Here is a 13,080-nt window from a genome sequence, read left to right as displayed (position 1 = left end):
GGATCATCTCACGGTCTGGGGGATCAGCGCGCCGCCGGGCTGCCGATCCGGCAGGAGCGCGACGGCGAGGAGGACGAGCCCGTAGGCGCCGAGGGCCGACAGGCCGATCGCCGGGCCGAGGCCGCAGATCTCGCTGAGCAGGCCGACGCCGAGGGGCAGCAGGCCGGAGGCGAGGCGGCCGGCGTTGTAGCAGAAGCCCATCCCGGTCCCGCGCAGCCCGTCCGGGAAGAGCTCACTGAACAGCGCCGCGAGACTCGCGGGGATTCCGGCCGTGCAGAAGCCGAGGGGCGCCCCGAGGAGGAGCAGGCCCGTGCCGCCGACCGGCAGCAGCAGGTAGAGGACGACCAGGGCCATGCAGCCGGCGGCGTAGAGCGCCACGGTCCGGCGGCGGCCGAGCCGGTCCACGAGGCCGCCGGCGACGAGGCAGCCCAGGCCGAAGGCCGCGATGATGATGGCGAGGTAGAGCCCGGTCCCGAGGACCGAGGCGCCGCGCTCGACGCTCAGGTAGGTGGGCAGCCACGTGAACAGGGCGTGGAAGCCCCCGTGGGCGCCGAGGCCGAGCAGCGTCGCGAGCACCGTGATCCGGCGCAGGCCGGGCGCGAAGATCGCGAGCGATCCGGCCGGCGGCCCGGCCGTCCTTCCGACCGGCCGCGCGGGTTCCGGGACGGAGCGGCGGAGGTAGAGCAGGAGGAGTGCCGGCGCGAGGCCGCAGGCGAACAGGGCTCGCCAGGCCGTCTCCTGATCCAGCACCGAGAACGCCGCCGTGGACAGGAGCACGGCCGCGCCCCAGCCGAGCGCCCAGCCGCCCTGGACGGCGCCCAGCGCCCGGCCGCGGTGCTCGGGCCGGATCGCCTCCGCCATGAGCGCGGCGCCGGCCGCCCACTCGGCGCCGAAGCCGATCCCCTGCAGCGCCTTCAGGGTCAGCAGCTGGGCGAAGCTCTGCGCGAAGGCCGCCAGGAAGGTCGCGACCGCGAACCACAGCACCGTGATCTGGAGGGCCCGGACGCGGCCGATCCGGTCCGCCGCGAGGCCGCCGAGCCAGCCGCCGATCGCCGCCGCCACGAGCGTGACCGCGCCGATCAGGCCGGCCTCCGAGCGGCTCAGGCCGAAGCTCGCGACCAGCGCGGGAATGGCGAGGCTGAACATCTGCACGTCCAGGGCGTCGAGCGACCACCCGCCCAGACAGGCCCAGAAGGTGCGACGCTCGACCGGACCGACCTCTCGGTACCAGCGGAACACGGGCTTTCCTCCGTCCTCCGAAGAGGACTAGTCATTTATATGAATAGATGAGCACGCGAGGGCTGGCACGTCAAGGCGCCCGCCTTTCAGCGTATGTCGACCTGATACCGGAAGTCCCGGGCGGCGCCGCGCGTCACCCGCCACTCGATCGGGCGGGCATCGAAGCCGAAGGCGAGGCGCTCGATGACGACGACCGGATCCCCGTCGGCGATCGCGAGGCGCCCCGCGTCGGTCGCGTCGGCGATGCCGACGGTCAGGGTCTCCTCGGCGCGGGCGACGATCTCGCCGCAGAGACGCTCGTAGGCGGGGTAGAGGAGGTCGCCGATCTGCGTCAGCGGGGCTTCGAGGAGCGGCGCGAACCGCGCGGCCGGCAGCCAGATCGTCTCGGACAGGATCGGGCGGCCCTGGAGGTGGCGTGTCCGGATCAGCCGGATCGCGTCGCCGCGCGCGTCCAGGCCGAGGGACTCGCGGACGGTCGCGGGGGCCGGACAGGCCTCGCGCGACAGGATCCGACCCTCCGGCACCGCCTGGGTTCCGTCCGGGCCGAGATGCCGGAAGAAGCGGAACAGGGACCGGTCGAAGCGCGGCCGCCGCACGAAGGTGCCGCGGCCCTGCTGCCGCTCGACGAGGCCGTCGGCGACGAGGACGTCGATCGCCTTGCGCACGGTGCCGATGGCGACGCGGTGGGTCGCCGCCAGTTCCGCCTCCGTGGGGATCGGTTCGCCCGACCGCCAGACGTTGCGGGCGATCTGGAAGGCGATCTCGTCCCGCAGGCGCTGGTAGAGCGGCAAGCGGAGATCGGGCTGGGGTGCGGTCACGACGGTCATGTGTATGACTGTATGACTATCGCCGGCAGGCGCCAATGGGCGACGGAGTGGTGCCGGCGCGCGCCGATCCCGTGGTCCACAGCGTCGCAGTACAGGACCCATTCGCCGGGCCGCGGGTTTCCGCCGGGATTTCCCGGGATCATGGTCCAGCGAGGCGCGGATGGTCGAATATCGTACGTCTCGAGAGACCCGTCAGGGTCGGCGCGGCAGGCCGGTTCTTATCGTGCTCCTCGTCAGTGTGGGGTTGATGGTCGCCGCCCTGGCCGGCCTGATGATCTGGCAGGGTGAGACCGCGCCGCCCGACTACGCCAGCCAGAGTCAGGCCGCCGCCCGCAAGGTCGTCACCGGCTCCGAGAGCGGATCAATCAGCGCCCCGCCGGCCGGGACGCGATCCACGCCCTGACCGACGTCGACCGGCGCCGGCCGTCTCGATCGGTCCGCGCGGGGACAGGACCTCCCCCCGCGAGACGACCATCATGACGGTCGGCCCACAGCTCCAAGACGAAGGGCAATGCCCGGGCGCAAGCCGTTGTCGACGTCGAGTCGATGCCGGCGCTCCGCGACGGCGGCGACAGGGCAGATCGCGACAACGTCATCGCGGTCTCTGCGGGAGCCTCCACCGCAAGCCCGGCAAGACTTCGACGCCCCGCGCTTGATCCAGCCGGAGACCGCCTCATTTCGTCACGAGTCTCGAGCGCGACGGGAATCGCCTGAGGGTTCGGACCGCCTGCACCGCCCACCGCCTTCGACGTCCGGGCCCCGCGCGCCCGGCCGTCGCGCAACACCAAGGGGGACCACCCGATGAGCGAGACGATCGACAAGACGGACACGACGTCGTTTCACATGGCAGGCCAGTGTCCGTTCGGCGGCGACCGGATCGGCGGCGCCCACGGCAACCGGCCGACGCTGGAGAACTGGTATCCCCATCGCCTGCGGGTGGAAGTGCTCCACCAGAACGGGCTGGCGGCCGATCCCCTGGGCCCGGATTTCGACTACGCGGCCGAGTTCGCCAAGATCGACTTCGACGCGCTCAAGCGCGACATCAAGCAGTTCCTGACCTCGTCGGTGGAGTGGTGGCCGTCCGACTACGGCAATTACGGCCCGCAGATGATCCGCATGGCCTGGCACTCGGCCGGCACCTACCGGATCGCCGACGGGCGCGGCGGCGCCGGCACCGGCATGCAGCGCTTCGCCCCGATCTCGAGCTGGTGGGACAACGGCAACACCGACAAGTCGCGGCGCCTCCTGCAGCCGATCAAGCACAAGTACGGCAACGCCCTGTCGTGGGCCGACCTCATGGTGCTCACCGGCAACTGCGCCCTCGAGATCATGGGCCTGCCGACCTACGGCTTCGCCGCCGGCCGCCTCGACGCCTGGGAGGCGGACGACGCGACCTACTGGGGACCGGAGGTCGTCGAGATGGGCTCGGTCTCGAGCTTCGACGACATGGTCAACCGCGACAAGCGCTGGCGGGGCAAGAACGGCGACGCCGATTACGACCTCGAGAACCCGCTGGCCGCCTCGCACCAGGCGCTGATCTACGTGAACCCGGAGGGCCCCTACGCCAGCGGCGATCCGCTGGCCTCCGCGCGCGACATCCGGATCACCTTCACCCGCATGGCGATGAACGACGAGGAGACCGTGGCGCTGATCGCGGGCGGCCACGCCTTCGGCAAGAGCCACGGCATGGTGCCGGCCAAGGAGATCGGGCCGCCGCCCGAGATGGCGCCGATGGAGGCGATGGGGCTGGGCTGGCACAACCCGAAGGGCACCGGCTCCGGCAAGGACACGATGACCAACGGCATCGAGGGCAGCTGGACCCCGGATCCGACGAAGTGGGACAACGCCTACCTGGAGAACCTCTTCAAGTTCGAGTGGGAGCAGACCAAGAGCCCGGCGGGCGCCCTGCAGTGGACGCCGAAGGATCCCGCCGCGCCGAAGACGCCGGACGCCCACGTCGCGGGGCAGATGCACCCGCTGATGATGATGACGTCCGACATCGCCCTGAAGGTCGATCCCGACTACCGCAAGGTCTGCGAGAAGTTCCTCAACGACTTCGACGCCTTCACCCAGGCCTTCTCCAAGGCGTGGTACAAGCTCACCCACCGCGACATGGGTCCGAAGCACCGCTACCTCGGCCCGGAAGTCGTGATCGAGGACGGGCTCCTGTGGCAGGACCCGCTGCCCGAGCGCGACTACGCCCTCGTCGGCGAGGCGGAGATCGCCGCGCTGAAACAGGCGATCTCCGGCACGGGCCTGTCGGTCTCGGATCTCGCCTTCACGGCCTTCTCGGCGGCCTCGACCTACCGCGACAGCGACAAGCGCGGCGGGGCCAACGGCGGCCGCCTCGCCCTCGCGCCGCAGAAGGACTGGGCCGTCAACCGGCGGGCCGCGCCCGTGGTCGAGGCCCTGCGCGGCGTGATGGCGACCTTCAACGGCGGCCGCAGCGACGGCAAGAAGATCTCGCTGGCGGACCTGATCGTGCTGGGCGGCTGCGTCGCCGTGGAGAAAGCGGCCCGCGATGCCGGGGTCGAGACGCCGGTCCCGTTCACGCCGGGCCGGGTGGACACGACTCAGGCGCTCACGGACCTCGAGATGTTCGAGTGGCTGAAGCCGGTGGTGGACGGGTTCCGCAACTACGTCGACGACGGCTTCGGGCAGATGACGCGCAGCGTCTCGCCGGAGGAGATGTTCCTCGACAAGGCGAACCTGCTGACGCTGACAGCCCCGGAATGGACCGTCCTGACCGGCGGCCTGCGCGCGCTCAACGCCAACCACGACGGGTCGAGCCGGGGCGTCCTGACCGACCGGGTCGGGGCGCTGACGACCGACTTCTTCCGCAACCTGACCGACGTCGATCTGGTCTGGGAGAAGGCGGATGCGGAGGGGATGACCTTCGCGCTCAAGGACCGCGCGAGCGGGCAGACGAAGTTCGAGGCGACCCGCAGCGACCTCGTCTTCGGCTCGAACGCGCAGCTCCGGTCCATCGCCGACGCCTACGCGGGCAGCGACGGCCAGCGGCGCTTCGTGGCGGACTTCGTCAAGGCCTGGGACAAGGTCATGATGCTCGACCGCTTCGACGTGAAGGGTCACCGACGTTACGGGCCGATGGCGGCCTGACGCCCGCCATCGGGATCGCCCAGGGTGCGCGCCGCGTCACGGCCTGAGGCTGTGCGCCCCCAGCGCGGCCCAGTAGGCGGCGCCGACCGGCAGGGCCTCGTCGTTGAAATCGTAGCCCGGATTGTGGAGCGGCAGGCTCTTGCGCGTCCCGTCGGTCCCGATCCACGCGTAGGCGCCGGGGCAGGCCTCCAGCATGTAGGCGAAATCCTCCGACGCCATAGAGGGGCCGACCTCGCCCCGGCGCGCGGTGATGTCCGGGACGGCCCCGGCCGCCTCCAGGGCGGTGCCGACGGCGTCGGCGGTGTTGACGGTGGCGGGGTAGCCGAACCGGTAGTCCACCTCCGCGCGGGCGCCGTGCGTGGCGGCCGTCCCGCCCGCGATCGCCTCGACGAGTTCGGCCACGCGCTTGCGCACGGCCTCGTCCAGGCAGCGGACCGTGCCGCGGATGACCGCGCGCTCGGGGATGACGTTGTAGGCGTCGCCGCCGTGGATCTGCGTGACGCTGAGCACGACCGGGTCCGTGGGGGCGATCCGGCGGCTCACGATGGTCTGCAGGGCCAGGACGATCTCGGAGGCGACCACGAGCGTGTCGGTGCCGCGCTCCGGCATGGCCGCGTGGGTGCCGAACCCGGCGACCGCGATCTCGAACGTGTCGAGGGAGGCCATGATGGCGCCGACCCGGGTCGCGAAGGTCCCCAGCGGCAAACCCGGCCAGTTGTGCAGGCCGTAGACGGAATCGCACGGGAACAGCCGGAACAGGCCGTCCTCGACCATGGCGCGCCCGCCGCCCTCGCACTCCTCCGCCGGCTGGAAGATGAAGTGGACCGTCCCGGACAGGTCGGTGCGCGACGCGAGGTGCCGGGCCGCGCCGAGCAGCATCGCCACGTGGCCGTCATGGCCGCAGGCATGCATCACGCCGGGCGTCCGGGAGGCGTGAGCAGCGCCCGTCGCCTCCTGGATCGGCAGGGCGTCCATGTCGGCGCGCAGGCCGATGGTCGGGCCGTCGCCCCGGCTCAGGGTCCCGACCACGCCGGTGCGACCGAGCCCGGTCTTCACCGACAGGCCGCAGGCGGCCAGTTCCCGGGCGACGAGATCCGCCGTGCGGACCTCCTGGAAGGCCAGCTCGGGATGGGCGTGCAGGTCGCGCCGCCACGCGACCATCCGCTCCACGGTCTCCGCCTCGATGCGCATGCGATCTCTCTCAGATACGGGAGGCTGCCGGAGCGCCTCGATCCCCCGCCCGGACCCTACGCCGATCGGCGCGGCGGTTCACCCCAGCGGCGGGTGCATGAAGAACTGCGCGATGAGGGCCGCGCCGAGGAAGGTCCCGGCATTGGCCATGAACGAGACCACGACGATCCGCCAGCCGAGGCGGCGGAAGGCGGGCACGTCCTTGGCGACCGAGAGCCCCGCGAAGGTCAGGATCGGCGTGGCGAGCGCCAGGAAGTTGAGCTTGCCGGTCAGGGCGGCGATCTCGGCGGCGTAGGGCGTCCCGGGATAGGTCAGCGCCATGCCGATGATCGACACCCAGAGGACGGCGGGCAGGCGCCGGCCGAGGAGCAGGTAGAGGCCCCAGCCGGCGAGCACGGTGCCGATGATGATCGCCATCCCGGCCACGACGCTCGCGTCGGGGACGATTCCGTAGGTCAGCCAGTTGCCGATGAGCCCGTAGGCGCCGATCAGGATCCAGGCGAGCACGGTCTCGCCGAGGCCGATCCGCACCTCCCCGTGGGCCGGCTGATGGGCCGGCGCCTGCGGGTCGGCGGCCGCCGGGCGGGCGGCGTCCGGCCGGTTGCGGCCGAGGATCGGCTCCAGCTTGCCGTAGGCCCAGATCGTGAAGGGCAGCGACAGGAACAGGGTGAAGTACGTGCCGATCGTGGTGGTGACGAGGTTGCTGGCGGCCGCGAAGGTGGCGACGTCCTTGGCGACCTCGGGCGTCTGCTGGGCCGCGATCGCCCCGGAGGCCGCGGCCATCATGCTGCCGGAGCCGACCCCGGCCCCCATCGCCAGCGCCAGCGGGTTGAAGATGCCGAGGCTGGTAATCAGCCCGGCCAGCAGGGCGATGAACACCGCGCCGAACACCGTGCCGGTCAGGTACTCGGCCAGCACGCCGCGCCCCTCCGGCGAGTCCATGCCGTAGCGCTCGCCGATGATGGCGAGGCTGGGCTCGCGGCCGACCGAGAAGGTCGCGCCGATCGCCTCGCGCTTGATCCCGAGCAGGAGCGCCACCGGCAGGCCGAATACCATCGTGCCGAAGAAGTGGCCGAATTCCTGGAAGGCCAGGGCCCAGCCCGAGGCGAGGATCTTCGGCAGCGACCCGCCGACGAGCAGGCCGAGCTTGGCGATGAAGATCAGGAGCGCCGGCTGCAGGTAGGCGCCGGCCGCGTTCTGCAGGGCGCCCGACAGCCGCAGCGGCGCGGGCAGGCGCGGGCTCATCAGCCCCAGCGCGCCGCCCAGCAGCAGGGCCCAGAGCAGCGGGAGCAGCACGATCTTGCCGGCGCCCACCGGGATGCTGACGTTGCCGATCGCCTCCGCGATGACGACGATGACGAGGGCGAGCAGGAACAGCGTCAGCTTACCCCCGCCCGAGACGGGCGGCGCGACCGGCCGCGTGTTCGTCGCAAACAGTTCCCCCGCCATCGTCATCCTCCTTGGCCCCCCTCGGGGCTGCCCGTTGCTCCGCCTGCCGGTCTTGAGCGCCGGCTTGGCGTTAGATCGTCTCGGTCATTGCGCCCGTGGCGTCGGGCTCAGCCCACGTAGCCGAAGGTCACGGCCGGCGCGGCGGCGGTCTCGACCCAGACGCTCTTGGTCTGGGTGTAGGCCATCAGCGCCTCGCGGCCCGAGGAGCGGCCGAAGCCCGAGCGGCCGAAGCCGCCGAACGGCGAGGCCACGTTGATGGTCTTGTAGCCGTTGACCCAGACGGTGCCGGCCCGCAGGGCCGCCGCGACCCGGTGGCCGCGCCCGCCGTCGCCGGTCCAGACCGCGCCGGCGAGGCCGTAGGGCGTGCCGTTGGCCAGCGCGATCGCCTCGTCCTCGCCGTCGAACGGCAGGACCGCCAGGACCGGGCCGAACACCTCCTCCCGGGCGATCGCCGCGTCCGGCGCGACGCCGTCCACGATGGTCGGGCCGTAGTAGAAGCCGCCCGTGTCGCGTAAGGCGGCGGGGCAGGCCCCGCCGGTCGCGATCGTGGCGCCCGCCCCTGCGGCGGCCTCGACCATGTCGGCGATCTTGTCCCGCTGGCGCCGGTTGTTGATCGGGCCGATCTGCGTCTCCGGGTCGGTCGGCGCGCCCACGGGGATGCGCGCGGCGGCGCGGGACAGGCGCTCGACGAAGGACGCGTGGATCGAGCGGTGCACGAGGAGCCGGGAGCCCGCCACGCAGCTCTGGCCGGCGCCGCCGAAGATCGCGGCCTGCGCGCCGATCAGCGCCCGGTCGAGGTCGGCGTCGGCGAACACGATGTTGGCCGACTTGCCGCCGAGCTCCAGCACGCTCGGCACGATGGCGCGGGCCGCCGCGGCGGCGATCTGCGCGCCCGCCTCGGCCGAGCCGACGAACACGACGAGCCGGGTCTCGGGATGGGCGACCGCGGCGGCGCCGGTGGTCGGGCCGGCGCCGGCCAGCACCGAGACGAGGCCGCGCGGGATCCCCTCGGCGCGGTCGCAGAGCAGGCCCAGCGCCAGCGAGGTTAGCGGCGTCAGCTCGGAGGGCTTCAGCACCACGGCGTTGCCGGCGCAGATCGCCGGCGCGATCTGCCAGCCCGCCGTGAAGATCGGCGCGTTCCAGGGGGTGATCTGCACCACGGTGCCGAAGGGCTCGTGGCGGGTGTAGTTCAGGTGCGAGGTCGGGACCGGGATGACGTCGCCGTGCAGCTTGTCGCACCAGCCGGCGTAGTACTCGAACATCTCGGCGACCTTGGCGACCTCGCCGCGGGTGTCGCGGATCGGCTTGCCGGCCGAGAGGGTCTCCAGCTCGGCGAGCGCGCCGGCGTGCTGCCGGACCAGGGCGGCGACCGCCCACATCGCGCGGCCGCGGGCGGCAGCGGTCATCCCCCACCACGCGCGCTGGGCGTCGCTTGCCGCCGCCATGGCGGCCTCGACGACCGACGGGCCGGCATCGGCGAAGGTCGCGAGCACGCCGCCGTCGGCGGGGTTGGTGAGATCGAGGGCGGCGCCGGTCCCGGCGAGGATCTCGCCGGCCACGACGCTGCCGATGCGGCCGCCCGGCAGCAGGTCGGCCAGGAGGGCGGCGACCCGGTCGGCGGCGGGCGAGTGCGGCGTGCCGGACATCAGTGGGCTCCCTTGGGATCGCGGTAATCGGCCATGCGGGTGAAGTCGGCCGTGTCGGGGATGGCGGGTTGCGTCGCCTGCCAGATCCGCTTCACCTCGGCGGAGAGCGGCAGGTCGATCCCGCATTCGGCGGCGAGTTCGAGGGCGAGGCGCACGTCCTTGCGCATCAGGCCGGCCGAGAAGCCGCTGTCGAAGGTGCCGGACTGGACCCAGCGCGGGACCATGACCTCGCTGATCGCGCTGCGGCCGGTCGCGGTGTTGACGACCTGGACGGCCTCCTCGGCCGAGAGGCCCGCCGCCTCGGAGAGGCGCAGGGCCTCGCCGGTGGTCACCAGATGGGCCGCCACCAGCAGGTTGTTGACGAGCTTGACGATGTTGCCGGCGCCCGACGGCCCGACATGCGGCGCGCGGGCCGACATCGCCTCCAGGACCGGCCGGGCCAGCTCGTAATCCGCCTCGGCGCCGCCGATCATCATGGTCAGGGTGCCCTCGGCGGCGCCGGACGGGCCGCCGCTCACGGGGGCGTCGAGGAGCGCGTGACCGGCCGCGGCGAGGCGCTCGGCGAGGCGCCGGGTCGTGCCGGGATCCGAGGTCGAGGTGTCGATCACCACCACCTTCCGGTCGGTCCGGGACAGGAGCCCGCCCTCCGCGGTGACCACCGCCTCCACGTCCCGCGCCAGCGGCAGCGAGAACACCAGGGCGTCGGCCCGGCCGAGCACGTCGTTGAGGGCGTCGAGGACGGTGACGCCGGCCGCCTCGGCGGCGGGGCGCCGGGCCGGACTGAGGTCGTAGCCCAGGACCGCGAAGCCCTTGCGGGCCAGGGTCGCGGCCATGCCCAGACCCATGTTGCCGAGCCCGACGACGCCTACCGTTGCGATGGTCATGCCGATCCGTCCTCACGAAGCGGCACGATAGTTCCGGCAAACGAGCGTTGCGACAACAACCGATTTCTGCACGAAGCGTGCGGAAAATCCGCACGCTCGCGTCATGCCGGCGGCGGCCGGAACGCCACCATGTGGTCGGCCAGCCAGCCGAGCAGCCGCGCCGCGCCCTCCGGCAGGCGCCGCCCCGCGCGGACGACGAGGTGGGCGCTCGCCTCCGACAGGATCGCGTCGCGCAGCGGTAAGGCCGCGAGGAGGCCGTCGCGCAGCTCGGCCGCGACCACGAAGCGCGGCAGGAACGCGACGCCCATGGCGGCCATCACGAAGCGGCGGTGCAGCTCGAAGGACGCCGTCTCCAGCCGCGGCACCAGTCGGAATCCGCCGTCGGCCTCGACGCGGCCGATCAGCTGCCGGACCCCGTGGTCGGGGGGCAGGAGGGCGGCGGGTTCGGTGGCGAAGCTGCGCAGCGGGACGGGGGCCGCCCCGTCGGCGAGGGGATGCCCCATCGGCAGGACGGCGAGGAGCGGCTGCCGGGCGGAGACGATCCCGCGGACGTCCGGGTGCGCGGGCGGGTTGTAGACGAGGCCGATATCCGCGTCCCCCCGGGCGATCGCCGCGAGGATCCCGTCGGTCGTTCCGATCTCGACCTGATAGGCGATGCCCGGATGGTCCTGGGCGAAGCCGGCCAGGGCGTTGTCGAGGAGGTCGATCAGGAAGCCGGCGCCGCAGCGCAGGCTGACCGTGCCCCGCTGCACCCCGCGCAGGCGCTTCAGCTGGTCCTCCAGCAGGGCCGCCTCGTCGGCTTGCCGCTGCGCGTGCTCGGCGACGAGGCGGCCGGCCTCGGTGGGCACCACGCCCCGGGGCAGGCGCTCGAGCAGGGTCTCGCCGACCTGCGCCTCCAGCTCGATGATCTGCCGGCTCACCGCCGAGGCGGCGACGTTCAGGACATCGGCGGCCGCCCGGACCGAGCCCGCGCGCACGACGGCCAGCAGGTAGCGCAGCGCGCGGTCGTTCACGGCGGCGGATCCCCGGCGGCCGCGCCGCGCCGGTCGACCGCGACGGCGCCCCGCGCCACGACCAGCACGGGCTCCTGGCGCTCCACGATCATCTGCGGTACGCCGCCGGCCGCGAAGGCGATCAGGTCGGCCCGCGCGCCGGGCGCCACCGCGCCCGGACCGAGGCCCAGCACCCGCGCCGGGATTGCGGTGATCGGCGCCAGCAACGCCGCGAGGTCCGCGTCGGTGCGCAGGTCGAACCGGTAGGCGGCGAGCTGGGCGCGGGCGATCATGCCGGTGACCGTGGCGGGATTCCAGCAGTCGCGGACGTTGTCGGTGCCGAGGCAGACCGGGACGCCGAGCGCGCGCAGCCGCGGGATCGGCGGGCATCGGGCCCCGCCCGGCACGCTGCTGAGGATCGCGACGCCGGCCCGGTTCAGGGCCTCGGCGATCCGGCCGAGTTCCAGGTCGTCGGCCTCCGCGAGGGCGAAGGCGTGGCTGATCGTGACCTGCCCGCCGAGCCCGGCTGCCGCTGTCCGGGCCGCGATCGCCGCGATCGTGGCGAGTCCGGCCGCGCCGCCCTCGTGGAGATGGATGTCGATGCCCCGCCCGTGCCGCTCGGCCAGGGCGAAGACGATGTCCAGGTGACCGTCGCGGTCTCCGTCGATGCCGACGGGATCGAGGCCGCCGACGAGGTCCGCGCCCATCCGCAGGGCCGCGCCCAGGTCGTCGGCGACCGGCGGGCAGCCCAGGATCCCGCTCTGCGGGAAGGCGACGATCTGGATCTGCAGGCGGTCGGCCCAGCGCGCCCGCAGGTCGAGGATCTGGGCGAGGTGGTCGAGCCGCGTGACGTCGTCGACGTCGACATGGGTCCGCAGGCTCGTCGTGCCGCCGCGGAGCATGCGTTCGAGCAGCGCCTCGGCGCCCTGCTCGGCGAGCGGGATCCGCGTGGCGCGGCGGAACGCCTTCTCGTCGTCGATGATCGCGCGGACGGACCCCGCCGCCGCGTGCGGGCGCCACGGCAGGCCGAGCAGGCACTTGTCGAGGTGGACGTGCCCGTCCGACAGGCCCGGCAGCACCAGGGCGCCGCCGAGATCGATCGTGCGGCCGGCGGGCGGGAGCGGCGCGGCGGGATCCCGCAGCGCCGACACGCGGTCGCCCCGGATGTCGATCGTCGCCCGGCTTCCCTCGGCGAGCGCGGCGTCGTGGAGGCGCAGGTCGCAGGGGGCGTCCCAGCGCGGTTCGGTGCTCGGCGTCATGACGGGGCTTCCTTCAGAGCGGCCGGCCGGCGGCCACGACGGTCCGGATCGCGAAGCTCGATTGCAGCCGGGCGACCCCCGGCAGCCGCGACAGGACATCCTTGTGCAGCCGCTCGTAGTCGGCCGCGTCGATCACCTTGAGCTTCACGAGGTAATCGGCCGTCCCGGTCATCAGATAGCAGTCCTGCACCTCGGGACAGCGCCGGACGGCCGCCTCGAACCGGTTGAGATAGTCCTCAGTCTGGCGGTCCAGGGTGAACTGCGTGAGGACCACGAGGCCCGGCCCGTCGACCGCGCCGCCGATCAGCGCGGTGTAGCCCCGGATGATTCCGGATTCCTCCAGCAGCCGCACGCGGCGATGGCAGGCGGACGCCGACAGGCCGACCGCCGCGGCGAGATCCGCGTTGCTGATCCGGCCGTCGCCGCGCAGGGCCTGGATGATGCGGCGGTCGATCGCGTCCACGCGCGCCTCG

General features: G+C 72.9%; 11 protein-coding genes. 2 read left to right on the top strand and 9 right to left on the bottom strand.

Annotated features, from left to right (window positions below; all coding sequences use genetic code 11):
- Positions 1 to 3: 3 nt before the first annotated feature.
- Both ACLBX8_RS08925 and ACLBX8_RS08920 read right to left on the bottom strand, forming a co-directional pair.
- Entirely contained in the window at positions 4 to 1,239 is a 1,236-nt protein-coding gene (locus ACLBX8_RS08925) for an MFS transporter (protein ID WP_447698178.1), read from the bottom strand.
- A gap of 86 nt (positions 1,240 to 1,325) precedes the next feature.
- Positions 1,326 to 2,066, bottom strand: a complete 741-nt coding sequence (locus tag ACLBX8_RS08920; RefSeq protein ID WP_447714992.1) for a GntR family transcriptional regulator — start codon at positions 2,064 to 2,066, stop codon at positions 1,326 to 1,328.
- 223 nt (positions 2,067 to 2,289) lie between these two features.
- Between ACLBX8_RS08920 and ACLBX8_RS08915 the strand changes: the two genes are divergently transcribed.
- The gene (locus ACLBX8_RS08915; protein ID WP_234081819.1) at positions 2,290 to 2,469 is read left to right on the top strand and encodes a hypothetical protein; all 180 of its coding nucleotides are present in this window, start codon (positions 2,290 to 2,292) and stop codon (positions 2,467 to 2,469) included.
- Positions 2,470 to 2,867: 398 nt separating this feature from the next.
- Positions 2,868 to 5,186 carry a catalase/peroxidase HPI gene (gene katG, locus ACLBX8_RS08910; RefSeq protein WP_100251554.1) on the top strand — a complete coding sequence of 773 codons (2,319 nt, stop codon included), beginning with the start codon at positions 2,868 to 2,870 and terminating at the stop codon, positions 5,184 to 5,186.
- Positions 5,187 to 5,222: 36 nt separating this feature from the next.
- Here the strand turns inward: katG and ACLBX8_RS08905 are convergent, their stop codons facing one another.
- From ACLBX8_RS08905 to ACLBX8_RS08875, 7 genes are all read right to left on the bottom strand, one after another.
- Complete coding sequence (locus tag ACLBX8_RS08905) at positions 5,223 to 6,377, bottom strand: M20 aminoacylase family protein (RefSeq protein WP_020091054.1); 1,155 nt, start codon at positions 6,375 to 6,377, stop codon at positions 5,223 to 5,225.
- 78 nt (positions 6,378 to 6,455) lie between these two features.
- Entirely contained in the window at positions 6,456 to 7,826 is a 1,371-nt protein-coding gene (locus tag ACLBX8_RS08900) for a DUF3100 domain-containing protein (protein ID WP_447714991.1), read from the bottom strand.
- Between the two features lie 107 nt (positions 7,827 to 7,933).
- Positions 7,934 to 9,472, bottom strand: a complete 1,539-nt coding sequence (locus tag ACLBX8_RS08895; RefSeq protein ID WP_447714990.1) for an aldehyde dehydrogenase family protein — start codon at positions 9,470 to 9,472, stop codon at positions 7,934 to 7,936.
- Positions 9,472 to 10,356, bottom strand: a complete 885-nt coding sequence (locus ACLBX8_RS08890; protein ID WP_447698173.1) for an NAD(P)-dependent oxidoreductase — start codon at positions 10,354 to 10,356, stop codon at positions 9,472 to 9,474. The genes ACLBX8_RS08895 and ACLBX8_RS08890 overlap by 1 nt, the downstream gene beginning before the upstream one ends.
- 101 nt (positions 10,357 to 10,457) lie before the next feature.
- Positions 10,458 to 11,369, bottom strand: a complete 912-nt coding sequence (locus ACLBX8_RS08885) for a LysR family transcriptional regulator (RefSeq protein WP_020091058.1) — start codon at positions 11,367 to 11,369, stop codon at positions 10,458 to 10,460.
- A complete protein-coding gene (locus tag ACLBX8_RS08880; RefSeq protein ID WP_447714989.1) occupies positions 11,366 to 12,607 on the bottom strand; it encodes an amidohydrolase in 1,242 nt (413 codons plus the stop codon). Before ACLBX8_RS08880 ends, ACLBX8_RS08885 begins: the two co-directional genes overlap by 4 nt.
- 13 nt (positions 12,608 to 12,620) lie before the next feature.
- The gene (locus tag ACLBX8_RS08875) at positions 12,621 to 13,070 is read right to left on the bottom strand and encodes an Lrp/AsnC family transcriptional regulator (protein ID WP_020091060.1); all 450 of its coding nucleotides are present in this window, start codon (positions 13,068 to 13,070) and stop codon (positions 12,621 to 12,623) included.
- Positions 13,071 to 13,080: the final 10 nt, after the last annotated feature.

It is taken from the genome of Methylobacterium sp. D48H, from assembly GCF_053345715.1.
This window is presented reverse-complemented; position numbering and strand designations above follow the sequence as displayed.

Excerpts from the sequence above, each read along its gene's own strand:
- ACLBX8_RS08920 (WP_447714992.1), bottom strand. The coding sequence starts at position 2,066 with ATGACCGTCGTGACCGCACCCCAGCCCGATCTCCGCTTGCCGCTCTAC.
- katG (WP_100251554.1), top strand. The coding sequence starts at position 2,868 with ATGAGCGAGACGATCGACAAGACGGACACGACGTCGTTTCACATGGCA.
- ACLBX8_RS08905 (WP_020091054.1), bottom strand. The coding sequence starts at position 6,377 with ATGCGCATCGAGGCGGAGACCGTGGAGCGGATGGTCGCGTGGCGGCGC.
- ACLBX8_RS08900 (WP_447714991.1), bottom strand. The coding sequence starts at position 7,826 with ATGGCGGGGGAACTGTTTGCGACGAACACGCGGCCGGTCGCGCCGCCC.
- ACLBX8_RS08895 (WP_447714990.1), bottom strand. The coding sequence starts at position 9,472 with ATGTCCGGCACGCCGCACTCGCCCGCCGCCGACCGGGTCGCCGCCCTC.
- ACLBX8_RS08890 (WP_447698173.1), bottom strand. The coding sequence starts at position 10,356 with ATGACCATCGCAACGGTAGGCGTCGTCGGGCTCGGCAACATGGGTCTG.
- ACLBX8_RS08880 (WP_447714989.1), bottom strand. The coding sequence starts at position 12,607 with ATGACGCCGAGCACCGAACCGCGCTGGGACGCCCCCTGCGACCTGCGC.